Annotated in this window: 16 protein-coding genes; 11 read left to right on the top strand and 5 right to left on the bottom strand. The window is 65.1% G+C overall.

All coding sequences use genetic code 11. The annotated features are described in order from the left end of the window. Nucleotides 1-13 precede the first annotated feature (13 nt). From SD196_RS26450 to SD196_RS26415, 8 genes are all read left to right on the top strand, one after another. Complete coding sequence (locus tag SD196_RS26450; RefSeq protein WP_275609256.1) at nucleotides 14-205, top strand: YnbE family lipoprotein; 192 nt, start codon at nucleotides 14-16, stop codon at nucleotides 203-205. Nucleotides 206-219: 14 nt separating this feature from the next. Continuing rightward, on the top strand, nucleotides 220-564 hold the full coding sequence (locus SD196_RS26445) for a YdbL family protein (protein ID WP_331319571.1): 345 nt from the start codon (nucleotides 220-222) through the stop codon (nucleotides 562-564). A 361-nt stretch (nucleotides 565-925) separates the two neighbouring features. Beyond that, nucleotides 926-2,221: a D-amino acid dehydrogenase gene (gene dadA, locus SD196_RS26440; RefSeq protein WP_275609254.1), complete on the top strand. Its 1,296-nt coding sequence runs from the start codon at nucleotides 926-928 to the stop codon at nucleotides 2,219-2,221. Then, the gene (locus tag SD196_RS26435) at nucleotides 2,196-2,549 is read left to right on the top strand and encodes a RidA family protein (RefSeq protein ID WP_275609253.1); all 354 of its coding nucleotides are present in this window, start codon (nucleotides 2,196-2,198) and stop codon (nucleotides 2,547-2,549) included. Before dadA ends, SD196_RS26435 begins: the two co-directional genes overlap by 26 nt. Nucleotides 2,550-2,636: 87 nt before the next feature. Further along, entirely contained in the window at nucleotides 2,637-3,716 is a 1,080-nt protein-coding gene (alr, locus tag SD196_RS26430; protein WP_416310863.1) for an alanine racemase, read from the top strand. A 164-nt stretch (nucleotides 3,717-3,880) separates the two neighbouring features. Then, nucleotides 3,881-4,429 carry a cupin domain-containing protein gene (locus SD196_RS26425; RefSeq protein ID WP_207886750.1) on the top strand — a complete coding sequence of 183 codons (549 nt, stop codon included), beginning with the start codon at nucleotides 3,881-3,883 and terminating at the stop codon, nucleotides 4,427-4,429. A 176-nt stretch (nucleotides 4,430-4,605) separates the two neighbouring features. Continuing rightward, entirely contained in the window at nucleotides 4,606-5,034 is a 429-nt protein-coding gene (locus SD196_RS26420; protein WP_331319575.1) for a c-type cytochrome, read from the top strand. 182 nt (nucleotides 5,035-5,216) lie between these two features. After that, nucleotides 5,217-7,058 (top strand): acetyl-CoA hydrolase/transferase C-terminal domain-containing protein, encoded by a 1,842-nt coding sequence (locus SD196_RS26415; protein WP_416311781.1) that lies wholly within the window; start codon nucleotides 5,217-5,219, stop codon nucleotides 7,056-7,058. Between the two features lie 164 nt (nucleotides 7,059-7,222). Here SD196_RS26415 and SD196_RS26410 read toward each other — a convergent pair whose 3' ends face one another. Together SD196_RS26410 and rep are read right to left on the bottom strand one after the other, a co-directional pair. Further along, a complete protein-coding gene (locus SD196_RS26410; protein ID WP_275609250.1) occupies nucleotides 7,223-7,798 on the bottom strand; it encodes a xanthine phosphoribosyltransferase in 576 nt (191 codons plus the stop codon). 268 nt (nucleotides 7,799-8,066) lie between these two features. Continuing rightward, nucleotides 8,067-10,076, bottom strand: a complete 2,010-nt coding sequence (gene rep, locus SD196_RS26405; RefSeq protein ID WP_331319576.1) for a DNA helicase Rep — start codon at nucleotides 10,074-10,076, stop codon at nucleotides 8,067-8,069. A 286-nt stretch (nucleotides 10,077-10,362) separates the two neighbouring features. On the opposite strand from rep, the gene SD196_RS26400 reads away from it, so the two are divergent. After that, nucleotides 10,363-12,042 (top strand): bifunctional diguanylate cyclase/phosphodiesterase, encoded by a 1,680-nt coding sequence (locus SD196_RS26400; RefSeq protein WP_343578110.1) that lies wholly within the window; start codon nucleotides 10,363-10,365, stop codon nucleotides 12,040-12,042. Here the strand turns inward: SD196_RS26400 and SD196_RS26395 are convergent. Continuing rightward, on the bottom strand, nucleotides 12,039-13,424 hold the full coding sequence (locus SD196_RS26395) for a NorM family multidrug efflux MATE transporter (protein ID WP_343578109.1): 1,386 nt from the start codon (nucleotides 13,422-13,424) through the stop codon (nucleotides 12,039-12,041). The two genes, SD196_RS26400 and SD196_RS26395, sit on opposite strands and share 4 nt — an antisense overlap. 149 nt (nucleotides 13,425-13,573) lie before the next feature. Between SD196_RS26395 and SD196_RS26390 the strand changes: the two genes are divergently transcribed. Then, nucleotides 13,574-14,494: a LysR substrate-binding domain-containing protein gene (locus SD196_RS26390; RefSeq protein WP_275609246.1), complete on the top strand. Its 921-nt coding sequence runs from the start codon at nucleotides 13,574-13,576 to the stop codon at nucleotides 14,492-14,494. Between the two features lie 161 nt (nucleotides 14,495-14,655). Next, entirely contained in the window at nucleotides 14,656-15,714 is a 1,059-nt protein-coding gene (locus SD196_RS26385; RefSeq protein ID WP_331319579.1) for a haloacid dehalogenase-like hydrolase, read from the top strand. Between the two features lie 40 nt (nucleotides 15,715-15,754). On the opposite strand, the gene betT is transcribed toward SD196_RS26385, so the two are convergent. After that, nucleotides 15,755-17,728, bottom strand: a complete 1,974-nt coding sequence (gene betT, locus SD196_RS26380; protein ID WP_343578108.1) for a choline BCCT transporter BetT — start codon at nucleotides 17,726-17,728, stop codon at nucleotides 15,755-15,757. 237 nt (nucleotides 17,729-17,965) lie between these two features. Then, entirely contained in the window at nucleotides 17,966-18,775 is an 810-nt protein-coding gene (locus SD196_RS26375; RefSeq protein WP_343578107.1) for a TlpA disulfide reductase family protein, read from the bottom strand. Nucleotides 18,776-18,796 lie beyond the last annotated feature (21 nt).

The following is an 18,796-nucleotide window of genomic DNA, read 5'->3' as shown; positions in this document are numbered from 1 at the left end:
AAGGAGAACCCCGATGCGCCTCCGCGCCTTACTTCCTTTCCTGCTCCTGGCGGGCCTCGTCCAGGGCTGCACGCCCACCGTGCAACTGGCGGCGCCCAAGGAGCCGATCAATATCAACCTCAACGTGAAGATCGAGCACGAGATCTACATCAAGGTCGACAAGGCGCTCGACGGCATCATCAACGAGAACAGCGGCCTGTTCTGAGAAGGAGCCTTTTCATGAGATTGCACCGCAAACTGGGCACCGCGCTGATCGCCCTCTGCCTCAGCCTGCCTGTCATGGCGATGAGCCTGGAGCAGGCCATGTCCGCCCTCGGTGGCGCCAAGTCCCAGGGCCTGGTCGGCGAGCAGGCCGACGGCTACCTGGGCGTCGTCAGCAACAGCGGACAGGCTGCCGACATCGCCGCGCAGATCAACGCCGCGCGCCGCGCCGAGTACCAGAAGGTCGCCAGCCAGAGCGGCGCCACGCTCAAGGACGTGGAAAGCCTGGCCGGCAAGAAGGCCATCGAGCGTACGCCGTCCGGGCAGTACGTGCAGGTCAACGGCCAGTGGGTGCGCAAGTAGGCATCCCAAGGGAATTTCCCTGCTTGTCACCGCTTGCGGCGACAAGCAGGGGGATGGCCGGCGGAAGCAGGTAAATCGTGCTGACGGAATCTTGCGCGAGAGAAATTCCGGCAGATTGATAGTCGTTCGATATTTCTTCCTGTTCTGGTGAAATTTTCGCCAGATCCTCGACCATTCGGTCTCGGGTGAAAACACCCTTATCCTGGTGGATGTCCCTCCGCTAAACCGAGTTTTGCCAGGATTTTTCGTCAAATACCGCATCGCAAACAGTGAATATCGCTGAGCGGGACTTCCTATACTGCGCGCATCTACGTTCAGAATAAAAAACGTCCGTGTCCCTGACGCGGCGTGGGAGGCAAAAATGCGTGTTCTGGTGCTTGGCAGCGGTGTGATCGGTACCGCCAGTGCTTACTATCTCGCCCGTGCCGGCTTCGAAGTGGTCGTCGTCGACCGCCAGCCTGGTCCGGCCCTGGAAACCAGCTTTGCCAACGCCGGCCAGGTCTCCCCTGGCTACGCTTCGCCTTGGGCCGCCCCGGGCATCCCGCTGAAAGCCATGAAGTGGCTGATGCAGACCCACGCGCCCCTGGCTATCAAGCTGACCGGCGACCCGAGCCAGTACGCCTGGATGTGGCAGATGCTGCGCAACTGCAACGCCAAGAGCTACGCGGTGAACAAGGAGCGCATGGTGCGCCTGTCCGAGTACAGCCGCGACTGCCTCGACGAACTGCGCGCCGAGACCGGCATTTCCTACGAAGGCCGCTCCCTGGGCACCACCCAGCTGTTCCGCACCCAGGAGCAGCTCGACGCCGCCGCCAAGGACATCTCGGTCCTGGAAAGCACCGGCGTTCCCTATGAAGTGCTGGATCGCGCCGGCATCGCCCGCGTCGAGCCGGCCCTGGGCAAGGTGGCCGACAAGCTGGTCGGCGCCCTGCGACTGCCGAACGACCAGACCGGCGACTGCCAGATGTTCACCACCAAGCTGGCTGAGATGGCCAAAGCCCTGGGCGTGGAATTCCGCTTCGGCCAGGACATCCAGCGCCTGGACTTCGCCGGCGACCGCATCAACGGCGTCTGGGTCGATGGTCAGCTGGTCACCGCCGACCGCTACGTGCTGGCACTGGGCAGCTACTCGCCGCAGATGCTCAAGCCGCTGGGCATCAACGCCCCGGTCTACCCGCTCAAGGGCTACTCGCTGACCGTACCGATCACCAACCCGGACATGGCGCCGACCTCGACCATCCTCGACGAGACCTACAAGGTCGCGATCACCCGTTTCGACCAGCGCATCCGCGTCGGCGGCATGGCGGAAATCGCCGGCTTCGACCTGTCGCTGAACCCGCGTCGCCGCGCCACCCTGGAAATGATCACCACCGATCTGTACCCGGAAGGCGGTGACGTCAGCAAGGCCGAGTTCTGGACCGGCCTGCGCCCGGCGACCCCGGATGGCACCCCGATCGTCGGTGCCACCCGCTACCGCAACCTGTTCCTGAACACCGGCCACGGCACCCTGGGCTGGACCATGGCGTGCGGCTCGGGTCGCTACCTCGCCGACCTGATGGCGAAGAAGCGCCCGCAGATCAGCACCGAAGGTCTGGACATTTCCCGCTACGGCGATGCCTCGGAGGCCCAGAATGGCCATCCTGCGCCTGCACACTAATCAGCGGATGAGCCAGGTCGTCACCCACAACGGCACGGTGTACCTCGCCGGCCAGGTGGCGGACGATCTCTCCGTTGGCGTCGAACAGCAGACCCGCGAGGTCCTGGCCAGCATCGAGCGCCTGCTCGACGAGGCCGGCACCGACAAGTCGCGGATCCTTTCGGCGACCATCTACCTGAAGGACGTCGCGGCCGACTTCGCCGGCATGAATGGCGTCTGGGACCAGTGGGTCCCGCAGGGCTGTGCCCCGGCCCGCGCCACCGTCCAGGCGGCGCTGTGCTACCCGGAGATCCTCGTCGAGATCTCCATCGTCGCCGCACTGCCCTGATTGTTTTTTGCGTGGCCCGGCCGTAGCGCCGGGTTTTTTTCGCTCGTTTTCTTCGCGTCTGTTTCAACCTAAAAAGAGAGTCTCGCCATGCGTCCCGCCCGTGCCCTGATCGATCTTGCCGCCCTGCGCCACAATTACCGTCTGGCCCGTGAAGTCAGCGGCGCCCGAGCGCTGGCGGTGGTCAAGGCCGATGCCTACGGCCATGGCGCCGTGGTCTGTGCCCGTGCCCTGGAGGGCGAGGCCGATGGTTTTGCTGTGGCCTGCATCGAGGAAGCACTGGAGCTGCGTGAAGCCGGCATCCGCGCGCCGATCCTGCTGCTGGAAGGTTTCTTCGAGGCCAGCGAGCTGGAACTGATCGACGCCCATGATTTCTGGTGCGTGGTGCACTCGGCCTGGCAGCTGGATGCCATCGAGCGCGCCCGTCCGAGCAAGCCGCTCACCGTGTGGCTGAAGATGGACTCGGGCATGCACCGCGTCGGCTTCTTCCCGCAGGACTATGCCGCCGCGCTGGCTCGCCTGAAGGCGCTGCCCCACGTGGCCAAGGTCGTGCTGATGAGTCACTTCTCCCGTGCCGACGAGCTGGATTGCCCGCGCACCGAGGAGCAGGTCGCCGCCTTCCAGGCCGTGCGCGAAGCCGCCGGTCAGGGCCATGAGGTCAGCCTGCGCAACTCTCCCGGCATCCTCGGCTGGCCCGACGTGCCCAGCGACTGGGTGCGCCCCGGCATCATGCTCTACGGCGCCACTCCGTTCGAACAGGCGCACCCGCTGGCCGATCAACTGCGCCCGGTGATGACCCTGGAATCCAAGGTCATCAGCCTCCGCGAACTGCCCGCCGGTGAGCCGGTGGGCTACGGCGCGCGCTTCGTCGCCGATCGCCCGGTACGCGTCGGCGTGGTCGCCATGGGCTATGCCGACGGCTATCCGCGCCATGCGCCGGACGGCACGCCGGTGTTCATCGACGGCAAGCCCAGCCGCATCATCGGCCGCGTGTCCATGGACATGCTCACCGTGGACCTGACCGACCTGCCGCAAGCCGGCCTGGGCAGCCGCGTCGAACTCTGGGGGCCGAACGTCCCCGCCAGCCAGCTCGCCGCGCTCTGCGGCAGCATTCCCTACCAGCTGTTCTGCAACCTCAAGCGCGTGCCGCGGGTCTATAGCGGCGAGTGACGGATACCGTCCGTAAAGTTTGCGCAGGATCGACAGCCGATCTGTTGTAAATACTGAACGGTGTTGCCATGATACGTGGCACTTGGAACCCGCTCGGCTCAAGCCGTTGGCGGGTTCTGCCTTTCAGCGCCTGCCTGAACACAAGAATAAGGAGGACCCCACCCTTGGACGTCGGTGCTCGTCTGCAAGCCATCCGTAAGCTCAAAGGTTTGTCCCAGCGCGAACTCGCCAAACGGGCGGGTGTGACCAACAGCACGATCTCGATGATCGAGAAGAACAGCGTCAGCCCCTCCATCAGCTCGCTGAAGAAAGTGCTGGGTGGTATTCCGATGTCCCTGGTCGAGTTCTTCTCCCTGGACCTGGAGCAGAACAGCAACACTCCGGTGGTCTACAAGGCAGACGAACTCAGCGACCTGTCCAGTGGCTCGATCATCATGAAGCTGGTTGGCAAGGACTATCCCAGCCGCGCCATCACCCTGCTCGACGAGACCTATCCGCCGGGCTCCGACACCGGCGACGACATGTATGCCCACGAAGGCGAAGAGACCGGCGTACTGGTTGAAGGCCGTCTGGAGCTGACCGTCGGCGACGAGACTTTCGTCCTGGAACGTGGCGACAGCTACTATTTCGACAGCACCAAGCCCCACCGTTTCCGCAATCCGTTCGATGCCCCGGCGCGGCTGATCAGCGCCACCACACCGGCAAATTTTTGAACAGCCGGTAGGACCGGCCAGACCAGCTGCGACCTAATGCCGCAAGGCCCGGCAAGGCAGAGCAATTGTTTCGAGCTTGTCGGCTTTGCCGTTATACTTGCGCCCGCCCGCGCGGCCCGAGACTGTGATGACTGCTACCGCGCCCGGGTGTGATAAGCCACGATGAGGGTGAAAGGGTGAACCTGATTAAAAAAATGCTGGCAGCCCAAGCTGCCGTGCTGGCCCTGTGGGCTGTAAGCGCTCAGGCCGCGACCAACGATGACGCCATTGCCAAGCGTCTGGAACCAGTGGGGAAAGTCTGCGTGCAGGGTCAGGAATGCGCAGGCGTTGGCGCCGTGGCTTCGGCCGGTGGCGGTGGCGCTCCGCGTTCGGGCGAAGAGATCGTCGGCAAGGTCTGCACCAACTGCCACGGCAGCGGCCTGCTGGGCGCGCCGAAGATCGGCGACAAGGCCGACTGGGGCAAGCGTGCGAAGGAACAGGGTGGTATCGACGGCCTGCTGGCCAAGGCCATCTCCGGCATCAACGCCATGCCGCCGAAGGGCACCTGCGCCGACTGCTCGGATGACGAGCTGAAAGCCGCGATTCATCACATGTCCGGCCTGTAATCGCTGACCTGTGCCGAAAGAGCCGCCTCCGGGCGGCTTTTTCATGCCCGCGATTTGCGGAGCATTGTGCGCCAGGACCGGTCCAAACTCCTGTCACTGACGCGAATCAGGAGGGAAATCCGGTGCAATCCTGCTCACTTGATACCGCCGTCGAACAATTGCTCCGGCGTCTGGATGGGCACATCCGTCTCGGCCTGCCAATCGGACTGGGCAAGCCCAACCAGCTGGCCAATGCGCTGTACCGACACATACGCGAGAATCCCCGGCGCCGCCTGACACTCTATACCGCGCTTTCCCTGGGCCGCCCGCAGGCCGCAGGCGAGTTGCAGCAGCGTTTCCTGGAGCCCTTCGTCGAGCGCGTCTACGGCGACTACCCCGAACTGGACTACCTGCACGATCTGCGCAACGGCACGTTGCCGGAGAACATCCGTGTCGAGGAGTTCTACCTGCAACCCGGCAGCCTGCTGGACAGCGCGCCGGCCCAACAGAACTACATCAGCTGCAACTACAGCCATGTGGCGCGGGACATCAATGCCAAGGGTATCAACGCCGTTGCCCAGCTGGTGGCCCGTGACCCGGCGCGGCCGGGCAAGCTTAGCCTGGCCTGCAACCCCGACGTCACCCTCGACCTGTTGCCGATGCTGCAGCGTCGCCGTGCAACGGGTGAGACCATCGTCACCGTGGGTGTGGTCCACGAGCAATTGCCCTACATGCCCGGCGACGCGGAGGTGGAGGAGGATTTCTTCGACCTGCTGGTCGATGCCCCGGGCGACAGCAGCACGCTGTTCTCCACGCCCAACCTGCCGGTGGGGCTGCAGGATCACTGCATCGGTCTGCATGCGAGCAGCCTGGTACGCGATGGCGGCACGTTGCAGATCGGCATTGGCATCATGGGTGATGCACTGACCTCGGCACTGCTCACCCGCCATCGCGATAACGCCTCGTACCGCGAGCTGCTGCGGCGAATCGATGTCGATGCACGGTATGCCGAGCTGATCGAGCGGGAGGGTGGCACTGGCGCGTTCGTGAAGGGTCTGTATGGCTGCAGCGAAATGTTCGTGCCTGGCCTGCTGGCATTGGCCGAAGCCGGGGTACTCAGCCGGCGGGTGGCCGCGCGGCCTGGTGCCGCGCCGGGCGAACCGGGCGTGTGGCTGCATGGCGGTTTTTTCCTCGGCCCGCAGGCCTTCTACCAGCGCCTGCGCGAGATGTCCCACGAAGAGCGGGCCGGTATCGGCATGACCGGCATCGGCTTCGTCAACAACCTGCACCGCGACGGGGAGCTCAAGCGCGAGCAGCGTTGCGACGCGCGTTTCATCAACAGCGCCTTCACCGCCACCCTGCTGGGGGCCGGCGTGGCCGACCAACTGGAGGACGGCCGGGTGCTCAGCGGTGTCGGCGGACAATATGACTTCGTCGCCCAGGCCCATGAGCTGGAGGGCGCGCGCTCCATCCTGATGTTGCGCAGCTGGCGCGAGTCGGAGGGCGAGCTGAGTTCCAACATCGTCTGGAGCTACGGCCACACCACCATCCCGCGTCACCTGCGCGACATGGTGGTGACCGAGTACGGCATCGCCGACCTGCGCGGCAGGAATGACGCCGAGGTGATCGCGGCGATGCTGTCGATCGCCGACTCGCGCTTCCAGGACGGGCTGATCGCCCAGGCCAAGGCGGCCGGCAAGCTGCCGGAGGATTTCGAGCTGGATGCGCGCTACCGCGACAATACTCCCGAGCGCCTGCGCGAAGCGACGCGCGGGTTGCACCGACTGCTGCCGGAATTCCCGCTGGGTTGCGACTTCACCGGGGAAGAGCGCGATCTGCTGCGGGCGCTGGAGTGGTTGAAGAGCAAGCTGCGTCTGAGCGAAATACTTGAGCTGGGCAAGGCGACGCTGGATGCGCCGGAGCCGGAAGACTATGCGGCGCATCTGGAGCGCATGGGGCTGGCGAGCCCGGAGGGGATACGCGAGGAGCTTTACCAGCGGTTGGTTTTGGTCGGTCTGAAGGCCAGCGCCGAGCCGGACCAGTAACCCCGTCGACCGTCTGTAGGAGCGGACCTTGTCCGCAAGTCTTCCAGGCTGTACGGCCGCCTGCCGGCGGATTGCGGATAGGATCCGCTCCTACGGAAAACCGGAATGCAGGCCTGAAAAAAGGCGGGCCCTTGCGGCGCCCGCCTTTTTCGTTGAGCGGTGGATCAGTCCTCGAGGAACTCGACCTTGCCGCTCGCCAGGGACTTCACCCGGGCCAGGGATTCCACCCGATAGCCTTCGCTTTCCAGCAGGGCGCGGCCTTCCTGGAAGGACTTCTCGATGACGATGCCCAGGCCGGCGATGCTCGCGCCCGCCTGCTGGATCAGGTCGATCAGCGCCTTGGCGGCGTGGCCGTTGGCGAGGAAGTCGTCCACCACCAGCACGTGGTCGGCAGCAGTCAGGTGCTTGGCGGAAATGGCGATGGTGCTTTCGGTCTGCTTGGTGAAGGAGAAGACCTTGGAGATCAGCAGGTCATTCTTCAGCGTCAACGACTGGAACTTGCGGGCGAAGATCACCGGAATGCCCAGCTCGAGGCCGGCCATGACCGCCGGGGCGATGCCCGAGGCCTCGATGGTGACGATCTTGGTGATGCCCTGGTTCTTGAAGCGTTCGGCGAACTCGTGGCCGATCTGCTTCATCAGCGCCGGGTCGATCTGGTGGTTGAGGAAGGCGTCTACCTTGAGGACCTGTTCGGAAAGAACGATGCCTTCGCTGCGAATTTTGTCTTTGAGAGTGTTCACGGGGGTGCTTCCGGAGCGGCTGCCGCTGATGAAGCGCGTAATTCTACAACGCCAGTGGGGTTCTGCGCGACGTTCCGACCAATGCAATTGCTGATCAGGTGGACAGTTTTTCGAGGGAGGGAGACTGCTGGCCATCGTAGGGCGTACAACCGTTCGCGGTTGTACGCCGATACACCGACCTCACCGCCAACTCCGTAGCCAATTTCGGAGTGCCGTGAGACCGAGGTCAGTCGGCGTATGACGCGGAGCGTCATACGCCCTACGGGGATCAGCGCTTGAGCATCGCCCGGATATCCGCCAGCGCGGAGTTGCCCTTGGCCACCTTGACCTCCACCGGCGCGTCCTCCTGGCCTTCCCAGACCAGGTCCTCCGGCGGCAGCTCGTCGAGGAAGCGGCTGGGCGAGCAGTCGATGATCTCGCCGTACTGCTTGCGCTTGGCGGCGAAGGTCATGGCCAGGTTCTTCTTCGCCCGGGTGATGCCCACGTAGGCCAGGCGCCGCTCTTCCTCGATGGTGTCGGCCTCGATGCTGGAGCGGTGCGGAAGGATTTCTTCTTCTACGCCGAGAATGAACACGTAGGGGAATTCCAGGCCCTTGGACGCATGCAGGGTCATCATCTGCACGCCCTCGGCGCCTTCTTCCTCTTCCTGCTGGCGTTCCAGCATGTCGCGCAGCACCAGCTTGGCGATGGCCTGTTCGATGGTCATGTCGCCTTCTTCGTCGCGCTCCAGGGTGTTCTTCAGCGCATCGATGAGGAACCAGACGTTGCCCATGCGGAAATCGGCGACCTTGTCGCTGGAAGCGTTCTGCCGCAGCCAGTTCTCGTAGTCGATATCCATCACCATGCTGCGCAGCGCGCCGATCGGGTCGTTGCCGGCGCACTGCTCGCGGACCTTGTCGATGAAGCGCTTGAAGCGTTGCAGGCGCTCGATGTAGCGGGCGTCCAGGTGTTCGGACAGGCCCAGCTCCCCGGCGGCGTTGAACATCGAGCAACCGCGCTCGGTGGCATAGTTGCCGAGCTTCTCCAGGGTCGCGGAGCCGATTTCCCGGCGCGGCACGTTGATCACGCGGAGGAAGGCGTTGTCATCGTCCGGGTTCACCAGCAGGCGGAAGTAGGACATCAGGTCCTTCACTTCCTGGCGTCCGAAAAAGCTGGTGCCGCCCGACAGACGATAGGGAATCTGGTGGTGCTGAAGTTTCAGCTCGATCAGCTTCGCCTGATAGTTGCCCCGGTAGAGGATGGCGAATTCGCTGTAGGGCCGCTGCGTCTTCAGGTGGATGGTGAGGATTTCCACGGCCACCCGCTCGGCCTCGGCTTCCTCGTTGCGGCAGCGGATCACCCGGATCGGGTCGCCTTCGCCCATCTCGCTCCACAGCTGTTTCTCGAACACGTGGGGGTTGTTGGCGATCAGGATGTTCGCGCACTTCAGGATGCGGCTGGTGGAACGGTAGTTCTGCTCCAGCATCACCACCTTCAGCGAGGGGAAGTCTTCCTTCAGCTGCATCAGGTTTTCCGGGCGCGCGCCCCGCCAGGCGTAGATCGACTGGTCGTCGTCGCCCACCACGGTGAAGTGCGCGCGCTGCTGCACCAGCATCTTCACCAGCAGGTACTGGCTGGCGTTGGTGTCCTGGTACTCGTCCACCAGCATGTAGCGCACGCGGTTGCGCCACTTATCGAGGATTTCCGGGTGCTCCTGGAACAGCTTCACCGGCTGCAGGATCAGGTCGTCGAAGTCCACCGCGTTGTAGGCTTTGAGCGTGCGCTGGTAATGCAGGTAGACCATCGCGGCGGTCTGTTCCTTGGGATTGCGCGCCTTTTCCAGCGCTTCTTCCGGAAGGATCAGGTCGTTTTTCCAGCCACCGATCAGGTTCTTGATCTCGTCCAGACCGTCATCGCCGGAATACTCCTTCTGCATGATGTCGGTCATCAGCGCCTTCACATCGCTCTCGTCGAAGATCGAGAAGCCGGGCTTGTAGCCCAGGGCCGCGTGCTCCTTGCGGATGATGTTCAGGCCCAGGTTGTGGAAGGTGGAGACGGTCAGGCCCTTGCCCTCGCCCGGGCGCAACAGGGTGCTGACGCGCTCTTTCATCTCGCGGGCGGCCTTGTTGGTGAAGGTCACGGCGACGATGTACTGGGCGCGGATGCCGCATTGCTGCACGAGGTACGCGATCTTGCGGGTGATCACGCTGGTCTTGCCGGAGCCGGCGCCGGCCAGCACCAGGAGCGGGCCGCCGACGTAGTTCACGGCCTCTTGCTGCCGGGGATTGAGTCGGGACATGAAGGGCGGGGGTCTGTAGTGGAGCGGGCGCGTATTCTAGCAGGCCGTGCCGGGCGTCGGGGTGCCGCTCGGAATAGCGGCGATCTGTGACGGGATCGTACTTCCTTATTTTGGATAAATCCGTACATGTATTAGGCTTGTGTGAGCAATACTTGAAGAAAACTCTTAAGAGTTTCTCTGAAGTCTCGTTTGTATCCGGGGAGCCGGAGGCGGCGGAGGCTTCAAAACCGGAAGGACGGGCACAGGGACGGCGCCAGGTTTCTTCCCATCGCATGACGGGGGTCGCGTGGCAGCGTCGGTCGAACCAGCGCGCCTGCTCCTGCTGGCGGAAGCGCCGCAGTGGGCCCAGCTACTTCGCGGATATCTGGCCGCGTTGGGGCAGGGCTATTCCCTGATCACAGCACCGTCCTGGCAGGCCGCCAGCAGCCTGTTCGATGAAGGCCAGGTCGGCCTGGTCCTGGCCACGCCTGGCAAGCTGCCATCCTCCCAGCAATGCCACCTGCCGATGGTCCTGCTGCTCGAACGCGAGCCCACACAGGAGCCGGTGGGCGTTGCCGACTGGCTGGCCGCGGAAAGCCTCAGCGTCGAAGTGCTACGCCGCTGCCTGCGCTACGTGCGCGAACGCGCCTCGCTGCAGAACACCCTGCAGAACCTGGCCGAACAGGATCCGCTTACCGGCATTGCCAACCGCCAGGGCTTCCAGACCCTGCTCGCCGCCCGCCTGAGCGAGTGCGGTGGCCGCGGCCTGGCGCTGGGGCACCTGGACCTGGACAACTTCCGCCACGTCAACGATGCCCTCGGTCACCAGTCCGGGGACCGGCTGATCCTGCAGGTGGTCGACCGACTCAAGGCCCAACTGGACAACGGTGATCTCATCGCCCGTCTGGGCAGTGACGAATTCGCCCTGCTGCTGGATACCCGCCACGATCCGGAGCGGGTGGAATGGGTCGCCGAACGCATCGTCGAGGTCCTCGGCGAGCCCTACCGGGTGGAGGGGGAAAGCCTGCTCTTGGGTTGCAGCCTGGGCATGGCCCACGCTCACGCCGGCGATGGCGCCGACCCGCTGATGTGGCACGCGCACATCGCCATGCAGCAGGCCAAGGCCCGCCAGGGCTGCACCTTCCATGTGTTCGACGAGCGCATCAACCGTGGCGCGCGCAGCCTCGCCGATCTGGAGAGCGAACTGCGCCGTGCCTTGCGCCGCGACGAGCTGGAACTGCACTACCAGCCGCGCCTGGACCTTAAGGATGGCCACATCGTCGGCCTGGAAGCGCTGGTGCGCTGGCGTCATCCCGAACGCGGCCTGCTGATGCCGGGGGACTTCGTGCCGCTGGCGGAGGAAAGCGGGCTGATCGTGCCGCTCGGCTACTGGGTGATCTCCCGCGCCCTGCGCGACATGCAATGGCTGCGCGGGCGAGGCCTGCCGCCGCTGCACATGGCGATCAACCTGTCGTTCCGCCAGTTCCAGGACGGCCAGTTGCTGCCGACCCTGGAGCGCCTGATCCGCCTGCGCGGCGTGGATGCCCGCTGGCTGGAGTTCGAGCTCACCGAAACCGCCGTGATGCGTCGCAGCGACAAGGTGCTGCAGACCATGCAGGTCCTCGGCCGGCTGGGCGTGCGCTTCTCCCTGGATGACTTCGGCACCGGCTTCTCATCCTTCGTACACCTCAGCAGCCTGCCGATCACCCTGCTGAAGATCGACAAGAGCTTCGTCGGCGACATGCAGGAGCGTCCAGAAAACCTGCAACTGGTGCGGGCGATGATCAACCTGGCGCACAACCTCAACCTCGAGGTGGTGGCTGAGGGCGTCGAGACCGTCGAACAGCAGGAACAGCTGAACCAGTTCGGTTGCGACCAGGTCCAGGGCTACGGGATCAGCCGGCCGCTGCCCCTGGCGGAGCTGGCGCGCTTCCTGGTGTTCGGCGGAACCCGCGCGCTACGCCTGCAGGACTCGATCAACAGCTAGCAAGTGCCGAGGACGCTGCCCGTCGCCTGCGGCCGCAGCAGTCGGGCGGTCTTGGCTTCGAACGCCAGGCACAGGCCGATCGCCGCACAAGCCAGCCCCGATGCCAGGCCCCACCATACGCCGCTGGGTCCCCAGCCGAGCGGGAAGGCCAGCAGCAAGGCCATCGGCACCCCGACCAGCCAGTAACCCGCCAGCCCGACCAGGAAGGTGGTGCGCGCATCTTTCAGGCCCCGGATCGCGCCCATGGCGATGCTCTGGGTGCCGTCGAACAGCTCGAACCAGGCGGCGATCGCCAGCAGGCTGACGGCCAGTTGCACCACCTCCTGGTTGGCCGGATTGTCGTGGTCGAGGAACAGGCCGATGACCAGCTCCGGGGCCAGCCAGAACAGCGCGGCGAAGGCGAACATGCAGGCGGCGCCGAAGCCGATTCCCAGGCGTCCGGCGCGGCGCGCCTCGACCAGCCGGCCGGCGCCGTAGTGTTGGCCGATACGGAAGGTCACCGCATAGGAAATCCCCACCGGCACCATGAAGGCCACGTACACCGACTGGATGGCGATCTGGTGTGCGGCCAGCGCGGTGCTGCCGATGGCGCCCATGCACAGCGTGGCCACGGTGAACATCCCTGACTCCACCGCGTAAGTGCCGCCAATGGAAAGGCCCAGGCGCAGGGATTCGCCGATCACCTTGAAGTCCGGCCGCGACAGCCCGCGCAGCAGCGGGTAGTCGCGGTAGGCGGGGTGCCAGCGCAGGTACAGCGCGAGTATCACCGGCAGGGCGTTCATCACCACCGCGGTGACCAGGCCGATCCCTGCCAGCCCCAGGCGCGGCAGGCCGAACAGGCCCTCGATGAAGGCATAGTTCAGGGCGAAGTTGGCCAGCGCGCCGAGCACGCTGATCGCCATCACCGGGCCGGTGCGCTCGATGGCGCTGGTGAAGCCGCGCAGCACCATGAAGACCATGTAGCCGGGCAGGGCGAAGACGATGCTGCGCAGGAAGCTCATCGTGCCGGCGACGGTTTCCGGCGCCTGGCCGAAGGTCAGCAGGATCGGCCCCAGGTTCCACAGCAGCAGTCCCGCCAGCAGCGACAGCGCGAGGCCGATCCACAGGCCGGCCTGGGTTGCCTGGACTACTCCAGAAGTGTCCCGCGCGCCGTGGCGAATGGCGACCAGGTTGCCGGTGGCCGCCACCACGCCGACGCAGAAGGTCGAGACCAGCGCGTAGCTGGACGCGCCCAGGCCGCCACTGGCCAGCGCCTCGCGGCCGAGCTTGCCCATCATCACGGTGTCGGTGAACACCATGGCCACGTAGGCCAGCTGGGCGGCGATCAGCGGGCCGGCCAGGCGCAGTATGGCGGCGAGTTCGTCACGGTACAGGCGTTTCATGAGTCAGGCTCAGTCAGCGGTGGCCCGCAGTGGGGCCTTCCGAATGGAAAGTGCCTCATTCTCTGGCGTGTGTACGGGCGGGCACAAAAGGAAAAAAACGATGCCATTCATGAGTCATACTCATGCCTGGTTGCGCCCTGGAGCCCGCGATGAACCGCCAATTGCCGCCCCTCTATGCCCTGCGCGCCTTCGAGGCCGCCGCCCGGCATGCGTCCTTCACCCGCGCCGCGGAGGAGCTGGCGATCACCCAGAGCGCCGTGAGCCGTCACATCAGGACCCTGGAAGAGCACTTCGCCTGCCGTCTGTTCCAGCGCCGTGGCCGAAAACTGGAACTGACCGAACCGGCGCGCCTGCTGCTGCCCGGCCTGCGCGATGGCTTCGACGCACTGGAGCGCGCCTGTTCCAGCCTGCGGGCGGAGGAGGGCGTGCTGCGCCTGAAGGCGCCTTCGACCCTGACCATGCGCTGGCTGCTGTCGCGCTTGAGCAACTTCCGCATGCGCAACAGCGATATCGAGGTGCAGTTGACCAGCGCCTGGATGGACGTGGATCAGGTGGACTTCGTCAACGAGCCCTTCGACTGCGCGGTGCTGCTCAGCGCCGGGCACTTCCCGCCGGACTGGGAAGGCACCCTGCTGTTCCCCGAGTGGCTGATTCCGGTGGGTTCGCCGGCGCTGCTCGACGACGGTCCGTGGGACGTCGAGCGCCTGGCCCGCGCCGAGCTGCTGCACCCCACGCCGGACCGCCGCGACTGGCGCCGCTGGCTGCAGCGCATGGACCTGAGCGAGCAGGTTTCGCTCAAGGGCGGGCAGGTCTTCGACACCTTGGAACTGGGCATAGTCGCTGCGGCGCGGGGCTATGGCGTGTCCATCGGCGACCTGGTGATGGTCGCCGAAGACGCCAACCAGGGCCGGCTGGCGCTGCCCTGGCCGAGCGCGGTGGCCAGCGGCGAAAGCTACTACCTGGTCTGGCCGCGGGCGCGCCGGCAGCAGGAGCGCCTGCGCCGGTTGCGCGACTTCCTCCAGGCCGAAGTCCAGGCCATGCAGCTGCCGCCGGTCGAACTGCTCGAATAGCGCTGCCGCAGGCAGACACGTCCTGGCGCGGACACGATGTTCCAGGTCGGCTTCAGTAGTCGAGTTGAAACAGAGCTTTGCTAGCGTCATGGGTGGACTAGTCCAGGGAGGAGCCCGCAACGGGCTCTTTCCAACCCAAAAGACCACCTCGGGGGAACCCCATGAAGCCCATGCGTACTCTGCTCGCCAGCCTGCTTCTCGCCAGCACCGCCGTTGCCGCCACCGCTAACGCCGCCACGGAGCTCAAGCACTGGCCGGAGCCGGCCGCGAAACAGCTCGACGCCCTGATCGCCGCCAACGCCAACAAGGGCGCCTTCGCGGTCTTCGACATGGACAACACCAGCTACCGCTACGACCTGGAAGAATCGCTGCTGCCCTTCCTGGAAATGAAGGGCGTGCTGACCCGCGAGAAGCTCGATCCCTCGCTCAAGCTGATTCCGTTCAAGGACGTGAACGGCCACAAGGAGAGCCTCAACAGCTACTACTACCGGCTCTGCGAAATCGACGACATGGTCTGCTACCCCTGGGTCGCCCAGGTGTTCTCCGGCTTCACCCTCAAGGAGCTCAAGGGCTACGTCGACGAGCTGATGGCGTACGGCAAGCCGATCCCCAGCACCTACTACGAAGGCGATGCGGTCAAGCCCATCGAGATCAACCCGCCCAAGGTCTTCACCGGCCAGACCGAGCTGTACAACAAGCTGATGGAGAACGGCATCGAGGTCTACGTGATGACCGCCGCCCACGAAGAGCTGGTGCGGATGGTCGCCTCCGATCCGAAGTACGGCTACAACGTGAAGCCGGAGAACGTCATCGGCGTCACCACCTTGCTCAAGGACCGCAAGAGCGGCGAGCTGACCACTGCGCGCAAGCAGATCACCGCCGGCAAGTACGATCCCAAGGCCAACCTGGACCTGGAAGTCACCCCCTACCTGTGGACCCCGGCGACCTGGATGGCTGGCAAGCAGGCCGCGATCCTTACCTACATCGACCAGTGGAAGCGCCCGATCCTGGTCGGCGGCGACACCCCCAGCAGCGATGGCTACATGCTGTTCAACGGCACCGCCGACAACGGCATCCACCTGTGGGTCAACCGCAAGCCCAAGTACATGGACCAGCTCAACGGCATGATCAAGAAGAACGCCGAGGCCCAGGCCAAGCTGGGCCAGACGGTCACCGCCGACAAGAACTGGGTGATCGTGAAGCCCGAAGAGATCCAGTAAGCCCGAAACGAAGAGGCCGGCATTTGCCGGCCTCTTTCATTCAGCGCACCACGTGCAGGAAGTGCAGGTGGCGTTCGTACTGGTCGAGGATGTCGCTGATCACCCCGTCGCGGCCCCAGCCCATGATGTCGTAGTCCTGGCCGCCCTCCTTGAGGTGCACCTCGGCGCGGAAGTACTTGCGCGACTCGCTGGTGTCCTCGGTATCGCGCATGACGAAACTGGGAGTGGTGAAGGCGCGCGGGCGGACTTCGTAGATGAAGTCGACCTCGGTGCCATGCCCGACCTCCAGCCGCACCCGGCGGTCGTCGCCCGTCGTCACGGTGGCATCGTAGCCCTGCTTGCGCAGTTCGGCCGCGACATCTTCGCAGGCCGGGCGCGCCACCTCATCGATGAAGCGGTTGACATGGCTGCGCCGCGGGAACATGGCGATGTTGCGCAGGCGGCGCTGCCAGCCCTCGCTGCTGCGGCTGCGGGCGGGGGAGAAGTTCAGCGCCTGGTGGCGGATGCCGCGCTTGGTGGCGTCCAGGTGCAGGGCCTTGAACAGCCCCCAGATCGAGGCGAGCAGGATGATCGCGAAGGGCAGCGCACTGGCGATGGTCGCCGTCTGCAACGCTTTCAGCCCGTCGGTCAGCAGCAGGGCGATGGCCACCACGCCCATCAGCACCGACCAGAAGATGCGCTGCCACAGCGGCGAGTGGTCGTGGCCGGAGGAGGCGAGCATATCGACCACCAGCGCGCCGGAGTCGGCCGAGGTGACGAAGAACACCACCACCATCGCCACCGCGACCAGCGAGATCAGGCTGCCCAGCGGGAAGTGTTCGAGGAAGGCGAACAGCGCCACCGAGCTGTCCTGGTTCACCACGTCCGCCAGTTGGGTGAAGCCGTCCTGGAGGATCATGTGGATCGCGCTGTCGCCGAACACGGTCATCCACAGCAGGGTGAAGCCGGCAGGGACGAAGAGCACGCCGCAGACGAACTCGCGAATGGTCCGCCCGCGCGAGATGCGTGCGATGAACAGCCCGACGAAGGGCGACCACGACAACCACCAGCCCCAGTAGAGCAGGGTCCAGCCGCCGATCCAGTCGGTGGGCTGGTAGGCGTACAGGTTGAAGGTCTTGTTGACGATTTCCGAGAGGTAGGCCCCGGTGTTCTGCACGTAGGTCTGCAGCAGGAACACGGTGGGGCCGAGGACCAGCACGAAGAGCAGCAGGATGACCGCCAGCCCCAGGTTCAACTCGGAGAGGATCCGGATGCCGCGGTCGAGGCCGCTGGCGACCGAGAGGGTGGCCAGGCCGCAGGTCACGGCGATCAGGATCACCTGCACCGTCTGGTTCACCGGCCAGCCGAACAGGAAGTGCAGGCCGCTGTTGATCTGCAGCACGCCGTAGCCCAGCGAGGTCGCCACGCCGAATACCGTGCCGATGATCGCGAAGATATCCACCGCGTGGCCGATGGGGCCGTAGATACGTTCGCCGATCAGCGGGTAGAGCGCCGAGCGCAGGGTCAGCGGCAAGCCGTGGCGGAAGCTGAAGAAGGCCAGGATCAGCGCGACGATGGCGTAGATCGCCCAAGCGTGCAGGCCCCAGTGGAAGAAGGTCAGCTTCATCGCTTCGCGCGCCGCTTCCACGGTGTGCGGCTCACCGACAGGTGGCGCGATGAAGTGCATGACGGGTTCGGCGACGCCGAAGAACATCAGGCCGATGCCCATGCCGGCGGAAAACAGCATGGCGAACCAGGTGGTGTTGCGGTAGTCGGGGCGGCTGTGGTCGGGGCCGAGCCGGATGTCGCCGTAACGGCTGACGGCGAGGAAGACCACGCTGATCAGCACCAGCGCCACGGCGAGGACATAGAACCAGCTGGCGTTGCTGATGATCCATTTCTGCACCAGGCCGAACAGCGACTGGGCTTGCTCCGGCAGCAGCGTCGCGAAGGCGACGAGGGCGAGGATGAGTACGGCGGAGGTATAGAAAACCGGAGGGTTCAAGGTGCTCCGGGGGCGGGAAGGTGTCTCCATCTTGAGCTAGCTCTCCTTGTTATCGGATTGCCACCCTGAGGGCGGAAGACGCAACATTCTAGCACAAATTGATAGCTTTCTTTGATCTGAATGCTGTTAGTCGATAGCTTTTTGGTATTTCAAGGCTGATCTCGAACATTCTCGAGGTTGTGTTCAGGTTGAGTGCCAGCCGTGACTTTCCCTTGCTCAAGACCTCGGTAGAAGCAGCCTGTCGAACGGCTGTGCCGGGAGGTGACGTCAGTCGGCGCCCTTGAGCCGGCCCAGCCCATATTCCAGGCTGGCGGCGGAGAGTTCGCCCATCTGGCTGTGTCTCAGGCGCCCCTGGGCGTCGTAGAACAGCGTGGTGGGCATGCCGTAGGCGCCGGTGGCCTGGCCCAGGCGGTTGCCGCTGTCGAGCAGCACCGCCGCATCGCTCAGGCCCTGGTCGCGGAGGAAGCGCTGCACGGCTTCGGCGGATTCGCCCTGGTTGACCAGCAGGAAGCGCACGTCGCTGCGTTGTTGCTGCGCGGCTTCCAGCACCGGCATTTCGCGTCGGCAGGGCGGACACCAGCTGGCCCAGAGGTTGACCACCAGTGGCCGGCCATCCAGGGCGCGCAGGTCGACCGGCTGGCCACGCAGGTCCAGCACCGTCAGCGCGGGAATCTGCTGGCTGCGGTCCAGCGCCGAAACCACGGCATTGCCTCCACCCCAGACGCAGGCCCCCACCAGCGCGGCCACCGCCAGCGGCCGGCGCAGTGCGGCCTTGCGCCAGGCCAGCAGGCCACCGACCACCACCGCCGCGAGGATGCCCGGCAGGGCGAGGAAGCCGCCGTCGCGGATATCCACGATGCCCAGTGGCGTGGCGGCATACTGCTCGGCGTAGCGCGCGACGAAGGCCAGCCGCGCCACCAGCAGGCCCCCGACGAGCATGCTGAACAGCGCGCCCTCGGGGTTGGCGCCGCGTTTGCGCCCGGCCAGCCAGCCGGCGAAGAGCGCGGCGAAGAAGCCGAGGTAGAGCAGCACGTGGGGCAGGGGAATGGCCAGGGAGCCGAGGGTGAGACTGGTCAACGCGAGCGCCTTGAATCGAGA

Source organism: Pseudomonas macauensis (assembly GCF_047902425.1).
GTDB lineage: Bacteria > Pseudomonadota > Gammaproteobacteria > Pseudomonadales > Pseudomonadaceae > Pseudomonas.
The sequence above is the reverse complement of the archived record's forward strand: the minus strand, read 5'-3'. Positions and strand labels throughout refer to the sequence as shown.

What these genes read in the sequence shown, in the direction of transcription:
- alr (WP_416310863.1), top strand. Translation starts at nt 2,637, where the DNA reads ATGCGTCCCGCCCGTGCCCTGATCGATCTTGCCGCCCTGCGCCACAAT.
- SD196_RS26450 (WP_275609256.1), top strand. Translation starts at nt 14, where the DNA reads ATGCGCCTCCGCGCCTTACTTCCTTTCCTGCTCCTGGCGGGCCTCGTC.
- SD196_RS26390 (WP_275609246.1), top strand. Translation starts at nt 13,574, where the DNA reads ATGAACCGCCAATTGCCGCCCCTCTATGCCCTGCGCGCCTTCGAGGCC.
- SD196_RS26445 (WP_331319571.1), top strand. Translation starts at nt 220, where the DNA reads ATGAGATTGCACCGCAAACTGGGCACCGCGCTGATCGCCCTCTGCCTC.
- SD196_RS26395 (WP_343578109.1), bottom strand. Translation starts at nt 13,424, where the DNA reads ATGAAACGCCTGTACCGTGACGAACTCGCCGCCATACTGCGCCTGGCC.
- SD196_RS26435 (WP_275609253.1), top strand. Translation starts at nt 2,196, where the DNA reads ATGGCCATCCTGCGCCTGCACACTAATCAGCGGATGAGCCAGGTCGTC.
- rep (WP_331319576.1), bottom strand. Translation starts at nt 10,076, where the DNA reads ATGTCCCGACTCAATCCCCGGCAGCAAGAGGCCGTGAACTACGTCGGC.
- dadA (WP_275609254.1), top strand. Translation starts at nt 926, where the DNA reads ATGCGTGTTCTGGTGCTTGGCAGCGGTGTGATCGGTACCGCCAGTGCT.
- SD196_RS26385 (WP_331319579.1), top strand. Translation starts at nt 14,656, where the DNA reads ATGAAGCCCATGCGTACTCTGCTCGCCAGCCTGCTTCTCGCCAGCACC.
- betT (WP_343578108.1), bottom strand. Translation starts at nt 17,728, where the DNA reads ATGGAGACACCTTCCCGCCCCCGGAGCACCTTGAACCCTCCGGTTTTC.